General features: G+C 37.3%; 16 protein-coding genes. 11 read left to right on the top strand and 5 right to left on the bottom strand.

Translation table 11 applies throughout. From position 1 onward, the window contains the following. The first annotated feature begins 10 nt into the window (after positions 1-10). The 3 genes from ACZ5V8_RS07625 to pheT all read left to right on the top strand — a co-directional run bounded on the left by ACZ5V8_RS07625 (position 11) and on the right by pheT (position 4,475). Positions 11-775, top strand: a complete 765-nt coding sequence (locus ACZ5V8_RS07625; RefSeq protein ID WP_464217317.1) for a hypothetical protein — start codon at positions 11-13, stop codon at positions 773-775. A gap of 96 nt (positions 776-871) precedes the next feature. Next, complete coding sequence (gene pheS / locus ACZ5V8_RS07620) at positions 872-1,885, top strand: phenylalanine--tRNA ligase subunit alpha (RefSeq protein ID WP_464217316.1); 1,014 nt, start codon at positions 872-874, stop codon at positions 1,883-1,885. Positions 1,886-2,093: 208 nt separating this feature from the next. After that, a complete protein-coding gene (gene pheT, locus ACZ5V8_RS07615; protein ID WP_464217315.1) occupies positions 2,094-4,475 on the top strand; it encodes a phenylalanine--tRNA ligase subunit beta in 2,382 nt (793 codons plus the stop codon). Positions 4,476-4,722: 247 nt separating this feature from the next. Here the strand turns inward: pheT and ACZ5V8_RS07610 are convergent, their stop codons facing one another. Further along, positions 4,723-5,364 carry a phosphatase PAP2 family protein gene (locus tag ACZ5V8_RS07610; protein WP_464217314.1) on the bottom strand — a complete coding sequence of 214 codons (642 nt, stop codon included), beginning with the start codon at positions 5,362-5,364 and terminating at the stop codon, positions 4,723-4,725. A gap of 444 nt (positions 5,365-5,808) precedes the next feature. Here ACZ5V8_RS07610 and ACZ5V8_RS07605 point away from each other — a divergent pair, with 444 nt between their 5' ends. The 8 genes from ACZ5V8_RS07605 (at position 5,809) to ACZ5V8_RS07570 (ending at position 13,941) form a co-directional block, all read left to right on the top strand. Next, positions 5,809-6,423 (top strand): hypothetical protein, encoded by a 615-nt coding sequence (locus tag ACZ5V8_RS07605; protein WP_464217313.1) that lies wholly within the window; start codon positions 5,809-5,811, stop codon positions 6,421-6,423. A 34-nt stretch (positions 6,424-6,457) separates the two neighbouring features. After that, positions 6,458-7,051, top strand: a complete 594-nt coding sequence (locus ACZ5V8_RS07600; RefSeq protein WP_464217312.1) for a hypothetical protein — start codon at positions 6,458-6,460, stop codon at positions 7,049-7,051. A 140-nt stretch (positions 7,052-7,191) separates the two neighbouring features. Further along, positions 7,192-7,773, top strand: a complete 582-nt coding sequence (locus tag ACZ5V8_RS07595; RefSeq protein ID WP_464217311.1) for a hypothetical protein — start codon at positions 7,192-7,194, stop codon at positions 7,771-7,773. Beyond that, positions 7,773-8,381 carry a hypothetical protein gene (locus ACZ5V8_RS07590; protein WP_464217310.1) on the top strand — a complete coding sequence of 203 codons (609 nt, stop codon included), beginning with the start codon at positions 7,773-7,775 and terminating at the stop codon, positions 8,379-8,381. Before ACZ5V8_RS07595 ends, ACZ5V8_RS07590 begins: the two co-directional genes overlap by 1 nt. After that, positions 8,378-8,797 carry a hypothetical protein gene (locus ACZ5V8_RS07585; RefSeq protein WP_464217309.1) on the top strand — a complete coding sequence of 140 codons (420 nt, stop codon included), beginning with the start codon at positions 8,378-8,380 and terminating at the stop codon, positions 8,795-8,797. The genes ACZ5V8_RS07590 and ACZ5V8_RS07585 overlap by 4 nt, the downstream gene beginning before the upstream one ends. After that, positions 8,798-10,354, top strand: coding sequence for a hypothetical protein (locus tag ACZ5V8_RS07580; protein ID WP_464217308.1), 1,557 nt, complete (start codon positions 8,798-8,800; stop codon positions 10,352-10,354). 19 nt (positions 10,355-10,373) lie between these two features. Continuing rightward, positions 10,374-12,956 carry a hypothetical protein gene (locus ACZ5V8_RS07575; protein ID WP_464217307.1) on the top strand — a complete coding sequence of 861 codons (2,583 nt, stop codon included), beginning with the start codon at positions 10,374-10,376 and terminating at the stop codon, positions 12,954-12,956. 316 nt (positions 12,957-13,272) lie between these two features. Then, positions 13,273-13,941 (top strand): hypothetical protein, encoded by a 669-nt coding sequence (locus ACZ5V8_RS07570; RefSeq protein WP_464217306.1) that lies wholly within the window; start codon positions 13,273-13,275, stop codon positions 13,939-13,941. A gap of 199 nt (positions 13,942-14,140) precedes the next feature. Here ACZ5V8_RS07570 and ACZ5V8_RS07565 read toward each other — a convergent pair whose 3' ends face one another. The 4 genes from ACZ5V8_RS07565 to ACZ5V8_RS07550 form a co-directional block, all read right to left on the bottom strand. After that, positions 14,141-15,022, bottom strand: a complete 882-nt coding sequence (locus ACZ5V8_RS07565) for a LysR family transcriptional regulator (RefSeq protein WP_464217305.1) — start codon at positions 15,020-15,022, stop codon at positions 14,141-14,143. A gap of 15 nt (positions 15,023-15,037) precedes the next feature. Next, on the bottom strand, positions 15,038-15,937 hold the full coding sequence (locus ACZ5V8_RS07560) for a LysR family transcriptional regulator (RefSeq protein WP_440617397.1): 900 nt from the start codon (positions 15,935-15,937) through the stop codon (positions 15,038-15,040). A 213-nt stretch (positions 15,938-16,150) separates the two neighbouring features. Next, entirely contained in the window at positions 16,151-16,720 is a 570-nt protein-coding gene (locus ACZ5V8_RS07555) for a hypothetical protein (protein ID WP_464217304.1), read from the bottom strand. 320 nt (positions 16,721-17,040) lie between these two features. Further along, positions 17,041-17,715, bottom strand: coding sequence for a transposase (locus ACZ5V8_RS07550; protein ID WP_464217023.1), 675 nt, complete (start codon positions 17,713-17,715; stop codon positions 17,041-17,043). Positions 17,716-17,727: the final 12 nt, after the last annotated feature.

Genomic DNA, 17,727 nt, shown 5'->3' with positions numbered 1-17,727 from the left:
AGGAGATTTGATGATGAATATGATCAGTAATTTGGTTGCCATTTTTGCATTGTTTTCGATTATACAAGCGACTTTTATTAAAAGGAAAGATTTTTATACGATCGTATCGCTTACTTATAAAAGATTTAAATGCTCTTCGCTATTAAATAAAACTGAAAAACAGTTGTATGCAGATGAGCTTTTTCAATATACAGTCAAGCCAGTATCACACAATGGGCGTGAATACCAGCTAATAGAAAGATTTGTTGAGCTAAGTGTTACGAATAAAGACTTTAAACGATTTATTTTAAATATAGATGCATTTAGAGCGTCGAGGAAAAATCTATATGTTCGTCCTTATCTAGGTGAGAGTTATGGAAGAATAATGTTAGTAAATCTTATTACTTCTTTTGCCCAAGCTCCAACGATTATACTTTTGATTATTACAGCTTTCTATAGTGCTTACCTCAATGGAAACAAAGAGAATGCTGATTTATTTACTCAGGTGTTTGCAAATTTTTTTGCGGTAGGGGTCATACTGGTAGTTGTGCATTTAATAAGGTTACTTGCACATGAATTTAAATTGATGTGGAATACTCATTACTATTTTAAAAAAAAGTTTAAATGTCAGGTGTCTCCTTTAAGTAAAGATATGATTGTTGGCAAGAGATTAGCTCAACTAATAAAAAGAAAATCAAAACCAAGTGTGGTAAATTTTTTTAATTCATTTTGTGGCTCCTTAGGGTTTTGCTTGAAAGATTCAAACTATAAAAGAAAGAATGATCGCAAGCCTTAAATTGGAAAAAGTATACAAAACTCAAGGCAATAAATTCTGTAAACTGCTTTATGATGGGTATATAATGCACGGCATCATTGAGTAAAGGTAATATACATGCAAATTGTAGATGAAATCTGTTTGAAAGCATTAACAGACGTCGAAAATACAAAAAACAGACAAGATTTAGATCATATTCGCGTTCAGTACTTAGGTAAAAAAGGCGAATTAACGGGGATTATGAAGCAGCTAAGTAGTTTACCCAATGAAGAAAAACCCAAGCTTGGTCAAGCAGTCAATGAAGCGAAGAATAAACTACAAATGGCAATTAGCGCGCGTTTAGATGTGTTAAATGCAATTGAGTTAGCGCAGAAATTAGCAGCTGAGAAAATTGATGTAACCCTTTCAGGTGTTGGACATGAGCAAGGTACATTGCATCCGGTTTCCACGAGCATGCAACGCATTGAAGATTTTTTTAGTAAGATGGGCTTTGCGATTGAATATGGACCAGAGGTTGAGGATGATTACCATAACTTTGAAGCTTTAAATATTCCTGATCACCATCCCGCGCGTGCGATGCATGATACGTTTTATTTCAACCCTAACACTGTTCTTAGAACGCATACATCAGGTGTGCAAATTAGGACGATGGAAAAACAACAACCACCGATTCGTATGATAGCCCCTGGGCGCGTTTATCGTTGTGATTCAGATATGACACATACACCGATGTTTCATCAGATCGAAGGTCTATGGATTGATGAAAAGGCATCATTTGCTGATCTGAAAGGTTTATTAAATGCCTTCTTAAATGCCTTTTTTGAGAAAGACTTAAAGATGCGTTTCCGTCCTTCCTATTTCCCGTTTACTGAGCCTTCAGCAGAAGCTGATATGGAGTGTGTGATGTGCGAAGGCAAGGGCTGTCGTGTATGCAAACAAACCGGTTGGCTTGAAGTATTAGGTTGCGGAATGGTGCATCCGAATGTGTTAAAAGCAGGTGGTATTGATAGTGAGAAATATCGCGGATTTGCTTTTGGTATGGGTGTTGAACGTCTGACTATGTTGCGTTATGGTATTAATGATCTACGTTTGTTTTTTGAGAATGATTTACGGTTTTTAAAACAGTTTTAAATTAGGTGTGTTTTTAAGGGTAATTCGTGAATTACCCTTACGAAAATTTGTGATATGTAGGGGCAACTCATGAACTGCTCTTACGGACAATTACGGCAATTTACGATATGTAGGGGCAATTCATGAATTGCCCTTGTAATGTATTTCCTTTGTGATGAATACATCAATGAAATAATTGCCCTGAATATGAAAATGACAGGATAATAAAATGAAATTTAGTCATCATTGGTTAGAAAATTATTTAGATAAAAATCTTGATGTAAATACGTTAAGTGAAAAGTTGACAATAGCAGGTCTAGAAGTTGATTCAATTGAGTCGGTTGCCCCGCCATTCACACAGGTTGTTGTTGGGCAAATTAAAAAAATTGATAAGCATCCAGATGCTGATAAATTAAATGTTTGTGAGGTTGATGTTGGCGATGATGAGCTTGTTACCATCGTCTGTGGTGCGCCAAATGTCTATGCGGGGATGAAAGCACCTGTTGCTAAAATTGGTGCATGTTTGCCCGGTGATTTTAAAATAAAGAAAAGTAAACTACGTGGTCAGCCATCGCATGGCATGATGTGCTCGCAAAAAGAGCTCGGGTTGAGCGATGAAAGCGAAGGCTTGATGGACTTGCCTGCTGATGCACCTATTGGTGTAGATATTCGTGAATATTTACAATTGGATGATCATATTGTTGAAGTGGATTTGACACCAAATCGCGCGGATTGTTTAAGTGTATATGGGGTGGCAAGAGAAGTCGCGGCTTTAACTGAGGCTAAACTTAAACCACTTGATCATATTGAACTTAAGGTGACTAAAGGCGCACAAAAACAAGTTTTTTCACAGATGCCAGAGGCATGTCCTCGTTATTTTGGGCGCATGATTTATAATATTGATGCCAAAGTGCCTACACCTTTATGGATGAAAGAGCGTCTGCGTCGTTCAGGATTACGATCAATCTCAGCGATTGTTGATATTACCAATTATGTTTTACTAGAATTAGGTCAACCGCTACATGCATTTGATGCGGACAAAGTTGGCAGCACAGTTTATGCACGTATGGCAAAAGAGAATGAGAAAATTACCTTATTAGATGAAACAGAAGTCACTCTCAAATCCAATACATTAGTGATTGCTGATGAAAATAATGCTTTAGCGATTGCCGGTGTGATGGGTGGACTGGATTCGTCAGTAACCGATCATACACAGAATATCTTTTTAGAAAGTGCTTACTTTGAGCCCAAGGCAATTGCCGGTAAGGCGCGTCAATATGGTTTGCACACAGATTCATCACATCGTTTTGAACGTGGTGTTGATCCAAAGTTGTGTCAATATGCTATTGATTATGCCGCGCGTTTAATCATTGATATTGCCGGTGGTGAAGTAGGGGAGATCGTTAACGCAGATCACTATAATGAAACGACGACTGAAATTCCATTACGCTTAAATAAGCTAAACTCAATTCTCGGTATGGATTTTAGTGCAGTATTTGTTGAAGAACTCTTAACAGCGCTTAATATCACACTTGAACCAATTAAAAATGCTGGTCATGAGATTAAGTGGTTGGCGACTGCCCCAAGTTATCGCTTTGATATGGCAATTGAAGAGGATCTAATAGAAGAAGTCGGACGTGTCTATGGTTATCAGAATTTACCGATGACTTTACCTGAAGTGACATTATCGCAAAAACAAGTATCTGAGCATACCATCACTTTAAGCGCATTAAAAAATGCGTTAATTAATCGTGGCTATCATGAAGTAATTAATTACAGCTTTATTGATCCTAAATTAGATGAATTGTTTTTTGATATGGCTGGATTAGCGTTGCAAAACCCTATATCACAGGATATGTCAATAATGCGTCAAGGCTTGATCCCAGGGCTTGTCGCGACATTTAAAGCTAATTTAAATCGTCAGCAATCGCGTATTCGTATTTTTGAAGAAGGTGTTTGCTTTCAGCCGGCTGAAACATTAGCACATGAATACTCATATTTTGCAGGCCTTGTTTATGGTGATATCAATCCGCTTAACTGGCAGGAAAAAACGGCAAGCGATTTTTATTCAGTTAAAGCAGATGTTGAAGCCGTATTGCAGCTAAATAAGAAAATAATTAATTATGTGCCTTGTGAAGATATTGATTGGTTGCACCCAGGGCAATCAGCTTATATTTATCAAAATGGTGAAAAGATCGGTGTCATCGGTGTCTTGCATCCAAATGTTATGAAAGCATTGCAAATCAAAGGTAAATCACCGGTAGTATTTGAGCTGCAAACCAGTAAAATCTCAAACAAAGACGTTGCTAAATTTGTGTCTATCTCTAAGTACCCGTCGGTTTCACGTGATATTGCGGTTATCGTTGATTGCAATATCAGTGCGCAAAGCTTGATTGATGCCGTCAATAAAGCAGACGTGAATCTATTAAATCAAGTTGATTTATTTGACGTTTATCAAGGTGAAAACCTACCAGAGAACAAAAAGAGTATTGCTTTGAACCTAACATTCCAAGATAATACGCAAACCTTAACGGATGAGCTTATGAATGATGCAATGACTAAGATTCTTAAGTCTTTAAAAGAAAATACTAATGCCAATCTTCGTGAGTAGTCTTTATGTTGGATATACAATTGGGCAAGAATCCCTAAGGGTTTTCATGAAAATATTCTAAAGAGCTATGCTATTTTGAAGTCTTTGAATTAAAGCTTTTGGGGCTATGACCATATTCCAGTCCACTTTGATTGTGCAAACGCTGGCTGAGCGTAAGTCGAAGCCTCTATGAAGTGTGATTTTTCCAAGCTTACCCACTTCGACTGATGCTCAGGGTACGGTGAGCACTTTTGGGTGAATATTTATCTTAGCCGCTTTTTGTTTCTAGATACTGTGCCACAAGGGTTTTTGCCCATAAATAACTAAAGACACCAATATAAACACCACCTAAGACATCACTTAGATAATGTTGTGAGCTTAATATTCGGCTGATCGTGATAATAAGCGCGATGACAATGCATAACACCGTGAACTTTTTATTTTGTATCAAATAAGCTAAGCCTAACAGTCCTGCAAATCCAAGGGTAGCGTGCCCTGACGGGAAGCTGTTAAATAAGCGTTTGTGTGACATCCAGTGAAAACCATATAAGCCATCGTGTAAGAATAGCTCAGGACGATAGCGTGCAAGTGTTACTTTCAGTACGGTTGCCGCAGCAATTGCGATAAATAAACTTATGGTCCATACCAGTAAGCGAGGATTTAACTGACTACGTATTTTCTGCCAAATACAGGTAATTACAAGAATGATAAAAAGTACAAACCAATTATTAGGGTCAAAAATAATGGATAGGATATTTGAAAGTTTAATCAGGATATTGTGTTGAAGCTCTCCGCTGATGGAAAGCACTAATAAACGATCAAGATAGAGATAGCTCAAGGCACAAATAATAAAAGTGATGATGCCGTATAGTACGCTAGTTTGAATGAGTTTTTTAAAATGATTGGGCATGAAAGATTGATTCCTTGTTAATATCGAAAAATCGTAACTTTTTTTGCTAAATAAATCAAAGCGTTAATAGGTGTTGTTTAGTGTTTTTGCGTTTTACCAGCCAAAATAAATGACTGCTGTATAAGCCCAAGTGATTACAATATAATTTAATCTTATGGCTATAACGTGCAATTTAATGAATGCCAAACTATGTCAATAGGGTTTTATCAATTTTTTATTCTCTTATTTTTTTTCTAAACCATTCTATTTAAAAGGTTTTCATGAGCCTATTTAAAACATTAATGACGATATATTTTTCTTAAATTGCATATTAAATGACATGTTGAGTTAACGCCGATACTATGGATAGCAAATAAGGCATCCTTATTTTAAAGGCTGATTTTAATACAGATTAAATTTATTGAAATCAGTATAACTTGTTATCAACCTAATAGGAGAAATACTATGAAAAAATTACTTATTGCAATCTCGGCTACTTCTGCTTTAGCAGGTTCTATGGCATATGCTGCATCATCAAGTGTTGATGTAACCATGGAAGTTAGCACAACAGCGGCTAAACTACTTATATCAAACACACCGGTGTCTTCATCGCTTCTTCAAGGGGAAACGGAGACAGTAACTGTACCAGGTTTGTCAATAACCGATGGTTCTGCCCCAGTAAATGGCTACAATGTTAGTATTCAATTAGCGGGCGGTTCTGTAGCAGATTTAAGCGGAGCAAAGGGAATTAAAGGTGCGCTTTTATATGCAAATGGTGATTATAATAACCCACAAGGTGCAGTGCAGTCATTGACTTTTAAGGATTCTACTGGTGGGGCGGTTGCCTTGACTGCGGGAGCTGGTAACTGTGATGTCGTGGATGCTGAAGGAAAAATTAACTTCTCAACTGTTGGCGGTACGGGTAATCAATGTTCATTTACTTTGACTCAAGCAGAGGCTGATAAGTTAACGAATTTGGCAACACCAGGTACAACAGAGTTTGAATTTGCTGCAGCGACAGATGCGCCAGAAGGTAACTATACCAATACATTCAATATCACTTTATCAACAACGCCATAGTTGATATTTGTAGATAAAAACAAAGGAGGTACTTATGAAAGGGACGAATTTGTTTTTAGTCAGCTTCAGCATGATCTCGATGGTTCATGCTGCCACTGAATCTTTTGAGATTGAGGTAGTAGTTGGAGCCAAGCCTGTCAAGTTTGATATGACACATATTCCGCTGTCAGTCAGTACATTGGCAGGTGAGACATCAATAAGCCATGAGCATATTGGGTTATCGGTCCATCATATTAATTCAGAGAAAGATTATTCTTTTGATATTACAACAGAAGGTTCATCAATCGGTCAGGTGGGCAATTTGCAAGGTGTTCACCTGATTGGGCGAAATACCAATGAAAAAAGTGTGGCATTGAAGTCAATTTTACTCAAGTCGGCAGATGGGCAACCGATTAATATTAAAACAACGACGCATAACTGTCGCTTACAAGGCAGTGCACTTTACTTTGGTACCGAAAGCAATGCTAATCTGTGTGTGATTGAAATAGATGGACAAAATTTATCACGCATTGATGTCAGTAAGTCAAGCGCTTTAGGAAGCACGGTATTCAATTTTAATATTGCTGAAGATGCTAAGCAAGATAGTTATGTTACACAGCTCAATATCAAGATGGAGCAGAGTATGTAACTCCAGTTGCTTAGCAATTTAACATATAAATAGGGTGATAAAGGCTTTAAATGCGATAGGTCAAGCGTAAATCATAATGAGAATGTATGCTTATAGCACTAAGTCCTAATACCCAACATAACCCACACAGGAGGATATAAATGAAAAGGTTACAATTTATTTTATTCTCACTCGTGTTGTGGGGATATGCGATGGCTGAAGAAGCTATATTAGACTTAACGGCAACGATTGAAAATAAAAATGCAAAGTTTATTTTAACTGAAGAACCCATTGTGGTTGATATTTTTAAAGGGACACCAGACTATGAAAAATCAGTTGCAGGTTTAAAAACAACTGAAGTCAGTCCAGATAAACAGTATCGATTAGTGATTAAATCCACCAGTGGTATAGGCAGCGATGCTATGAGTGGTTTGCAAGGGATCTATTTGAAAAAAGATGGCTCCATTGGTGCGGTGATTAAATCGATGACTTTTCTATATGCAGATGAGACAACGCCGGTCAATATTGTTCAAGCTATGGTGAACTGTCAAGTCAATGGTAATGAAGTGATTTTTGGGCAAGCGCAAGAGCAGTTTCCGTGCATTTTAACCTTAGAAGGTAGTCAATTAACACCATTAATGACAGATAATGGTGTTACAAAAATGAAATTTGCATCTGCTGACAATGCCCAAGCAGGTACTTATAGCACCACCTTGGAACTTGAGTTATCCGAGGTGCCCTAATGTTTTTTACGCGCTTTAATATCAGTTTGTTTTTATTGCTCGTATCGGTCAGTAGTTACGGTGCACAACTACCGATAACGATTATTAATGCTGATAAATTATCAAAAAATGCGTTACCAATGGCAATGAATTTTGGTGGCGTTGATGTGACCTTAGAAAAAGGTAATAGCAATATAGAATCATCGCCTGCAAATTATTCATTTAGCAATATTGATGAGCAAAAACGTTACCAACTGCAGTTTCAAACAGGTGCACTGGTTTCTATTAATGCCGATGATCGAGCATATACAGGTATCGCACTTGAGCATCAAACCACAAAAGCGCAATCGGTTGTTGTTAATAATTTGCGTTTTGTTAATCAAGCAGGTCAAGGGTTAATGCCGTTAGATATTAGGCAAGGTAATTGTTACGCACTACCTGATGGGCAAATTGATTTTGACAGGTCGGGGAGTGAAGAGACATGTACGGTTCAATATGAAGGATCACAGCTAGTCAATATAACCTCATCAACTCCTGGCAAAGTTAGTGGCTATTTTTCAGCAGATACTTTGGCAGAGGCTGGCGTTTATAACAAGCAAATGAAAATTACGATTAGTGAGGCGATATGATCAAAGTGACATCTTTATTTCACACGCTATTAATATTTTCATTTTCTTTCGGCTATGCTGCTGCAGATAAATATATCACACGTGCTGGTAGCAATACGATTACCTTAGATATCGGGGATAAACCGGTAGGATTTTATCAAATTAATAACATAGTCATTGATAATCCAAACTTTAGTGTTTCAGCGAGTAATAATTGTGAATTTTTAGAAAAGCAATGCATTATTGATATTGATGTGGCAGCAGAAGCAGCGAGTCAATCGGCTAATTTAACTTATCAACTGACTGATCTACTTACAGGACAGCTAAGTCAAGAGTCGATGACGTTGGAAACTGCACCGGTGATGAATCATATTTCAAGTGCTAATGCTTATTATGATTATAGTACCGAGCATTATTTAGTGGCGCGTGGCAATTAGGTGACTTTTGATATTGAGGTGATTGGTGGATTTCCTTGGGTTGATGCAGATATTTCGATATCTAATACAGAAGCTGTAGAGATTCTGGAGCATAACTGCACAGGAACCATTGAGGTTAAGCAATCTTGTCAGGTGATCGCTCGGGTGAGTGATACAACCGAGGCTTTGTATGCCGATTTAAATATCATTAATAGTTTCCCGTCACACAAAACAATTGAAATTGAAAATGGTTTACTAAGTCGAGTAACTCAGTTATCAACGGGCATGCTAAAAATTGATTTTATTGCTTTGCAAGATGTTCAAGGGATCAATCTGATGGGATTAAATGATGATAAATGGTCAGTCAATACCAATATTGCTAACGGCTGTGCCGTGAGTGGTGGAATGGCGCTAAATGCAGGTGAAAGTTGCTCGATACAATTGTTACAGCATCCCGTTTACCGCTATTTCACAACGGGAACTTACTCAAAAGAAATGACGATCCCAACCTCCATTGGTGATTTCTCAATGACCGTTAATTTGGAAGGGCAATTAGCCATCCCCGATAAAACAACAAATCAGTTGTTTATGTACAAGGTTAATGGTAATGAATTAAGCTTTGAGCGGGAGATTCCACTTAGCGTGCCGGTTGGGCATATGTTGGCAAACCCTTTTGGTTATTTATATGTTACCGATGCCGATAATGGCGATATATATCGCTATAATCTACTGCACGATAACATAGAGAAAGTCTATAACAGCGAAGGTGCGCATGGGATCAGTAGCTTGATATTAAGAGAAAGTATTTTTCTTAATAATGCTTATAACCTTCATGTTGTTTATGAGGATGGTACATTATTGCAATTGCGTGAGAGGGGTGAGAGTACACCTGAGATCAGCACCTACAATTTGGGTTATGCAGATAGCTTTTATCATGTTTCACGAAGCAATCAAAGTAATAATACTGTGTACCTAACGAGATCCAGCATGACTGGAATGGCAGCGATTCAAACGATTAATTTAACGAGTCCGCTAGTTACGACAACGGATGATCAGATAGCAACAAATCTTATTGGTGCTTCATCGATTTTTCGCTCAAACAACAGATACTTCGGGCTTGATTCAGATAATAAGTACTATAGGAGTAGTCGCATTACTTTGGGAGGTGGAAGACAGTTGGATTTTGCCTCAGATCAATCAAAAGATATACAGTTAGGATTAGACGTCTCTAGTGGGTTGGATGTATTGATTGCACCTGCCAAGGGCGGTGGCATTATGACCTTTGATAAAAATGCTAGCCAACCTGGTTGGCAGAGAAATAGAAATGCAACAGAAAAAGATGATTTTGGTGATACAACGGCTATTTTGCCTAGTGATAATCATAAAGTTTTTGCATTTAGCAGCTCTGAAATAACTGAGGCGGTGAGTGTTTTTACGTGTAGTTATATTGGTCCGTCCTGCAGCTATAAAAGTAGCTATAAATCAATGGATGGATTTAAGCTGCCCGCTGATGCCAATGATGAGGCAATGACGGTGATTCAATTTCTATCAGCAACACAATTAAGACCAGTAGTCTAGGAAGAAGGAGGCAAAAGAAATGTTAAAATATAAATGCTTAACCCAATGCTTAGCAATAGCGCTTTTTAGCAGTTTCAATGTCAATGTTTATGCTGAAGACTTTTATTTTACTCAACCAGGTATACAGAAAATCATGCTTAAGCATGGAGAGTTTTCTGGTATTTCTAATATTAATATTAGCAATTCAGCGCATTTTGAATTAAGTCATAGTGATTGCGATCCGGTGTATAATCCGGGAGGAAGTTGCGCGATTGATATACAGATCAATGAAACAGCAGCAGCAAGTGTGGCAACTTTAAATTACCAAGTGACTGATCTAATCAGTGGTGAGGTAGCGTCTATATCAAAAACACTTGAAACAGCACCGGTCATGTACCAATTGCAAAGCACTGAGGTTGAATATAATGAAACAAATAACCGATACCGACTTGCCTCAGGTGATAATCATTTTACACTTAAAGTGATTGGTGGCTTTAATTGGTACAATCCCGCAATTGATGTGAATACCGATGTTGCTGATGTCAGTGGCGATTGCACTGGCACGATCAACCGAGGGGATGTTTGTCATTTGATCTTGACGCCTAGAGCTGATGCCAATGATTTGCAAGGAAGGGTAGATTCATCTAACGCGATAACCTATAAGCCAATTGATGTTGAGGTTGTCAATGAAATAAATGAGCCAGAAATCCTCAAAATAGCACCGGCATTAACGCGTATCAAACTATCAGCCAGTCAAGGCAAAGTCGAAAATATAGACATCAGTGAATTTATGACTTCTGATTTTATCGAATTTAGTACTGAGTTGAGTACATGTATGCCTGACGAATATTATACGATCAATTTAAATGATGGTGATTCTTGTTATTTTTTTATACATCAAAAACCGGCGACCTTTGAGCGATCTATTGGTGAGTATGTCGAGCGTCTCGCGATAAAAACACCAGCAAAAAGTCATATTACGGAGATGCGTTATAATGGCTATTTGTTATTAGGTGATAACGATGGACAATCAGGCGGAGTAGATGCCAGAGCAACTGTTTTTCTTTACAATGCCGTTGATGGTGAAATTAATTATGTGACTGAAAAAATGCTCAATGAGATTATCGAAGGAGAAACCATTAGAGAAATTAACCAAATGACGGCAAATCTTTATGGTGAATTTTATTTTTCAAATAATCAAGGATCAACAAAAAACTTATATCGTGTTAATTTAGAGGACAATAGTTTTCATAAGTTAACTAAAGATGCAGGATCTGATTTTTGGGGTGTTGCTACTGCCACTTCGCATCATACGATCAATAATCGTCCCGCTCTATCGACATTCTTTCTTTCAACAAAAGGCTTAGTTATCCAAGAATATCGTTATCTTAATACGAACAAAGACGGATTATTAGACTCAGAGAGTGAGCTTGATTTAGAGGGGGATGACTTTTACGCTGCGGGTTTTTCAGCCTATCACAATACCTTTTATGCAGTTGAAGATGGTGAAGGCAATCAACCAGCTCAATTTGCTGTTGTCGATATCGCTTCAACCAATAGAATTTCAAGCGGTCAAAAAACAATTCAAGATAGCAATGGAAATGGGCAGACCAATTTTATTACATTATTCGATCCAAGTTTGGGGTATGAAAATGGTGTCATGATGGCATCTGAAGATACCAAGTATTCATCAAGAAAGTTATTCTATAATACTGATAGTGATTTACCAAAAAGCACATGGCAGGCAATAAGCTCGCCAAACGCATCACAGTTGGGTTCAGGTCAAATTGCATTAACACAAGTAACCACAGATCATATGGCTATTGGTGGGTTAAGTGGGCGTGTATGGCTATATAACCGATCATTAAACTCCTCAGAATATGGTTATTATGCGGCGTTAACGAATACGCAAACGCTGATTGCAGCAAACTTCAAAGGTCTCCAAAATCAAGGTGTGATTGCTTATAATGAAGATTTTGGTTTGGCACTATTTGAACGCCAAGGAGATGATTTAGCACATAGAAGTAATTACACATTAAGCTCACAATTACCGAAAAAGGGTAATAAAAACCAAATGGTGGTAACCGCTGAAATTGAATTTAGTGCATTTAATGATGCGTCACGCTATGTATTTATTACTAAAGAACTTGGCAATGGTAATTTATCAAGTTGGGCGGATGCCGCCGGTGAAACGGGTATACTTGCTGCTAATAAAATTTGCCAAGCAGATGCCAGTCGTAGAGGGTTGTTAGGTACTTATCATGCATGGCTAAGTGACGAGAGTATTAATGCCGTGGATAATGTCAAATCACATCCTGAGATTGTTTACTATAACTTAGATGACTCTATTTTTGCCTATAGTCATAAGCTGATTACGGATCCAACATCCGTTAAGATTGAAAACGCGATACCACAAGATATTCCACAAACTGATATGTGGACTGGCACAAGAGCGCTAGGTACCTTGCGCACACCTAATTGCAATAATTGGACGAGTGGCAGCAGCTCCAACCAAGGTAATTATGGCGATATTGTTTTATATGACTGGACCCCATCGAAATGGACAGAGTTTGCCGCACAAAGCTGTGGTAATGTGGCAAAGCTATATTGTTTTGAGGTTTGACAAAATAAATAATATGGCTAAATTATTCGATTAGTATGTTGCTTTATGTTAGCACTTAATCGATATGCTTCGGATCACAACTGTGAAGTTAATATGGGGAAGGTCTACCCTAAGCAAGATTAATGCTTGTTGAAAAAAACAGTTATAGACTAACAAACATCCATTAATTGTTTCATTTCTGTTACCTAAGGAAACCTAGTTGAAACTGATTTTAATGCCTGTAAATGATAAATTATATCTCAACAGTAAGGGCAGTAAGCATTTAAATAACACGCTCTTATCAGTTAAAAATAAAACAACTAAGAGGAAACAGTAAATGAAAAAGACATTAATGACATTAGCTTCTTTATTATCACTTTCAGCGGCATCTCAGGTATATGCGGTAAATACATCTGATTGGGTTATTTTAAAAAATAGCACTGAATTTGATATTAGTCTAAAGGATGGTGCGGCTATAAAGACTTGTAGCTATGCAGATGAGTTGAGAGCTGCGCATGGTACGTTAAAAGCTGGACAATCGGCGATACTTGATTGCTCTTCAACTGTAGTAAATGATACCAATATTGTATTTCATCTTTTAGGTGACTTTGGATATATTGATTTTTTATATACAAACCCAAGATATGGCGACATTAAATTATATGGTCATAGTGGTCACTCTAAAAATTATACTAATAATGAGTTGGATTGGGGGTATTTGATTAGTTATAGTTACACATCTGATCCTCTTGATTTATATTATAATTGGTATACTGATCAAAGCAACGGCTTAAACCATGTCACGGCAATAGCCAATGAGTATGTCAATGATAATAAGGTACAGTATAAAAATATGCAATATCAAGCACACCGAGTAGGCATTAATACGATTGGAATGACACTAGGTCGAGATATAAAAAATAAAACAACTTATATAAATATTGGCGGTGATACGCTAACGAATCCAAATGATGTGACTTACCCTTATAACACTTACCCAAGTTAAAATGTGGCATTAGCCTAGCAAATCAAATCAAATCAAATCAAATGATTCCCATCTTGGAAGGCTTAACCAAGGTGGGTTTTTACGTTAATTTAAGGCTGCTATTTGGCAATTTGCCAATTAAAAAATCACCACCTCTTACAGTAGTCTTGCTATTCTAAGTAATAGTCTGTGTTACCCTCACTCGTAACCGTAAGTTACATCAATTACGCACGATTTTTTGTATTTCTTTTTGAGCCACTTTTTTACATAATTGTCGCAGCCATTTATTTTTTGCATCATACTTAAGCCGTCGCGGGTAAAACGCTTGCATCATAATTGGATGCGTTTCAAAGGGAAGCGATGCAGTCTTTAAATCAAAGCATTTGGCCAGTGAGGTTGCAGTGACAATAATACATTGATCATCCATGATTTCTAAGGCGGCAGAAAGGGTTGATACACGAGCATAAACATTGCGTGGATCGGGGCGTGTTAGGTAGTGTAGGAATTTATTATGCTCATCATCGAAGCCAAAGAGGATGTGTGGTAGGTTAATATAAGTTTCATAATCCATATTTTTGGGTAGCGGATAGTTCTTATAAGCAATTACTAACGTATCTTCAAGAATATTATCACCAATAAAACTATCTAAATTGTTCAAAATGCCAATCACTAAATCGGCATGGCTGAAGTCAAAGTTTTGTTGTATTTGGTATAGCACGGGGAATGTGCGAACATTAATAATATGGTTAGGGTTGCTTTGGCTTATTTGCTGTAAGATGGGGCGTAGTGCTAAATAAGAGAAATGCTCAGAGACATAGAGGTTAAATGTTGATGCATTTTTGGCAGGTGAGAACGCCTCGGAAGGAAGCAAGTAATCAATGTCATCTAGAATATTTTGCAGTGGCGTGATTAGCGATTTTGCTTTGTTGGTTAATATCATTTGGTTACCGTCACGGATCAAGAGCTCATCCTTAAATCTATCGCGCATTTTACCTAAGCGAATGGTTACCGCCGGTTGCGATAAATTCATTACGTTAGCAACACGACTAATGCTTTGCTCAGAAAGCAATAGCTGTAATAATTGTAAATCATAAATATCCATGCTTTACCTCATCATTTAATTAACCAATTTTAGATTAAGCGACTGCGCTAGTCTTTGTAGTTCAGACCTACATAAATTACGTAACCATTTATTTTTAGCATCAAATTTCAACCTCTCAGGATAGTGAATATTGCAAGCCATCGGGGGGATATCAATTGGTAATGGGTATGTTTTTAAGTTATAGGTTTCAGCAAGACTTTTGACTGAAGTCATCACAAATTTGTCTTCAAGTAATGAGGTGGCAAGCGTTAAACTCAACACCCGCATTTTTACATTGCGTAGATCATTTGCCCCTAAGATAGGTAAGTAATGATTTGCCTCAACTGTATTGATCACAATATGCGGCAACTGATAATATTCATCGAGGGTGAGCTCTTTTGATGTATCAATTGGGTAGCGATCGTACAATAGGCAAAGTGGATCATAGTGCGAAACTTCAGCATCAAATTCGCCAAGATTACTCTCGTTAACTGCGCCAATGATAACCTCAGCATTGCTAAAATCATGTATTCCATCAAGGTTATACAGTGGCGGAAATATATGCAGATGTATTTCATGCTCCGGATTAAAGCTATGTATTTTGTCAAATAATGCTTTTAACATTAAATGTTCACAATATTCATTCATATGGATATTGATAATGCTGGCATCTGTTTTAGGGTCAAAGTGAGGGTGTGGGAATAATTCATTAATTTGCTCAAGCAAACGTTTTAAAGGCTGAATCATGGTGGTTGCTTTTTCGGTTAAGCGCATTGAATTGCCGTGACGTATGAGTAATTCATCATTAAATCGTTTACGCATTTTGCCAAGGCGAATCGTGGCTGCCGGTTGTGATAAGTTCATTCTTTCAGCCGCATAAGTAATATTTCGCTCAGTCAGTAGTATATAAAGTAGCTGTAAGTCACTGATGTCCATCTATCACTCCAAGTCATCCGTTTGTCTTAAGCCTAGATGGAAAAATTAAAAAAGCAAAGTGAGGAATTTTATACCTATCGTAAATTATTGTGCAGTGTTTTTGTTACGAAGTAGTTTATGAAAATTTTGCTAAGCCAGATTGTAGGGGCGCTACACGGGGGCTATTATCAAAATCCAGTAAATAAATTAAGATGAGTTGCAATGCAATATTTTTTAGAAAGGAATGGTGACTGAATTAACGATAACAAGACGTAGAATGCCATACTTTTGTTGAATTATATTGCCTATCTTGTAAGCATGTATATATTGCGTGCCGCGTGGCATATTGCTTATCCACGTTATTGGTGATTTTCCCATACGGTCGTAGTTGTAGTCAGGTTGAGAAAGTTTCCCACCTTGTCCAGTTGTTTCTAATTCGGATGTTGTAATTTTCTCTCCATCTCTATACATGTATAAGGAGACAGCTCCAGAGCCTACCCAATAACCGGTAAAACTTGACCTTGCCTGAAGCTCAAACCCCGTGAGACATTCCCCTTTCTTGTAATCATCAAATTCGCACTTGGTTGTATACTCCATCGTTTCACCACTAGGACTGGGAATATACGGGATTGATGATGTGTCATTTAGTTTGGGGTCTTCTATTCGATTTTTGATTGTATTTGGATCGCTATCATAATCCAGAGGTTTATCAATTTTAAAGCTAATCTCAATATAAACATTTCGATCTGTTGTATTATCAATAGATATTGGGAATGTCAATGAATTAGCATAGCTGATACTCATTGTTATTGCGAATGTGCCTAGAAGTATGGAGATCTTTCTTAAGCATCTATTTCGTGTGGAACTCATACGGCTACTCCTTTTGTTGTTGTCAAACTATTTATGGTCTAGAGTATAGGTTGATATTTAAAATTTGCTGTTGTTTGATCAAAAAGTTAGTAACTGTGATAATTCAATGCATGATAAAAGTGATTAAATCTAAAGAAATTTAAGGCGCTTAGAGCAACATATGGAAGATAAATGAGGTAAAGAAAAATTCATTTGCTATAGTCATACAGGTAAGTGAATTTAAACTAGTACCTCATCCTTTAAATAAGTAAATATTATGTCGCCTGTAGAACTCTCCCCTTATATGTCCATTTAAATGGCTTAGCCAATACATCATTAAAGTACCCAATAAATGCCGTTATTTTATCTTTAAGCTCAACTGTTGACTTCGTAGATAAACGTTTAAGTAATCGCTTAACCAAAATGCTAAACCATATCTCAACTTGATTAAGCCATGAAGCATGTTTCGGTGTATATACAAACCGAATACGATGTGAACTATCTTCAAGAAACGCTTTACGTGTTTGCATGTTTTTCAACACGCCATGTTTGCCTTTTTCACCAATATCCACCCCAGTAATACCACACAAATTAAGCACTAGCAAAACCAACGCTTCAGACATGTGCGTATTTAATTGATCAACAACGAAAACCCAATTAGCCTTAGGCTTCGTTTGCACTGTTTGCTCGACATGATTCTTGAAATCTTCTTCCGTTCTGGTATCACCTATGGTTGGAGCAATTATTTTACCTGAAGCAATATCAAAATTTGCAATTAAACATTGTGTGCCATGGCGTTCATAGCTGTTATCAACGCGTTCACAATGATCCAGATTCATTGGAGTGATTTGACGCTCCAATGCCTGTATCCCTGTTTTCTCATCACAACTGACCACTTGAAGCATGTCATTGTCCTTTTCATCATATGCTTTTTGATAGGTGTTGCACACTTGCGCTACTTC

It is taken from the genome of Cysteiniphilum sp. GTC20157, assembly GCF_055396795.1.
This window is presented reverse-complemented; position numbering and strand designations above follow the sequence as displayed.

Excerpts from the sequence above, each read along its gene's own strand:
- ACZ5V8_RS07560 (WP_440617397.1), bottom strand. The coding sequence starts at position 15,937 with ATGGACATCAGTGACTTACAGCTACTTTATATACTACTGACTGAGCGA.
- ACZ5V8_RS07590 (WP_464217310.1), top strand. The coding sequence starts at position 7,773 with ATGTTTTTTACGCGCTTTAATATCAGTTTGTTTTTATTGCTCGTATCG.
- ACZ5V8_RS07570 (WP_464217306.1), top strand. The coding sequence starts at position 13,273 with ATGAAAAAGACATTAATGACATTAGCTTCTTTATTATCACTTTCAGCG.
- ACZ5V8_RS07565 (WP_464217305.1), bottom strand. The coding sequence starts at position 15,022 with ATGGATATTTATGATTTACAATTATTACAGCTATTGCTTTCTGAGCAA.
- ACZ5V8_RS07600 (WP_464217312.1), top strand. The coding sequence starts at position 6,458 with ATGAAAGGGACGAATTTGTTTTTAGTCAGCTTCAGCATGATCTCGATG.
- pheS (WP_464217316.1), top strand. The coding sequence starts at position 872 with ATGCAAATTGTAGATGAAATCTGTTTGAAAGCATTAACAGACGTCGAA.
- ACZ5V8_RS07625 (WP_464217317.1), top strand. The coding sequence starts at position 11 with ATGATGAATATGATCAGTAATTTGGTTGCCATTTTTGCATTGTTTTCG.
- ACZ5V8_RS07555 (WP_464217304.1), bottom strand. The coding sequence starts at position 16,720 with ATGAGTATCAGCTATGCTAATTCATTGACATTCCCAATATCTATTGAT.
- ACZ5V8_RS07605 (WP_464217313.1), top strand. The coding sequence starts at position 5,809 with ATGAAAAAATTACTTATTGCAATCTCGGCTACTTCTGCTTTAGCAGGT.
- pheT (WP_464217315.1), top strand. The coding sequence starts at position 2,094 with ATGAAATTTAGTCATCATTGGTTAGAAAATTATTTAGATAAAAATCTT.
- ACZ5V8_RS07585 (WP_464217309.1), top strand. The coding sequence starts at position 8,378 with ATGATCAAAGTGACATCTTTATTTCACACGCTATTAATATTTTCATTT.
- ACZ5V8_RS07575 (WP_464217307.1), top strand. The coding sequence starts at position 10,374 with ATGTTAAAATATAAATGCTTAACCCAATGCTTAGCAATAGCGCTTTTT.
- ACZ5V8_RS07610 (WP_464217314.1), bottom strand. The coding sequence starts at position 5,364 with ATGCCCAATCATTTTAAAAAACTCATTCAAACTAGCGTACTATACGGC.
- ACZ5V8_RS07595 (WP_464217311.1), top strand. The coding sequence starts at position 7,192 with ATGAAAAGGTTACAATTTATTTTATTCTCACTCGTGTTGTGGGGATAT.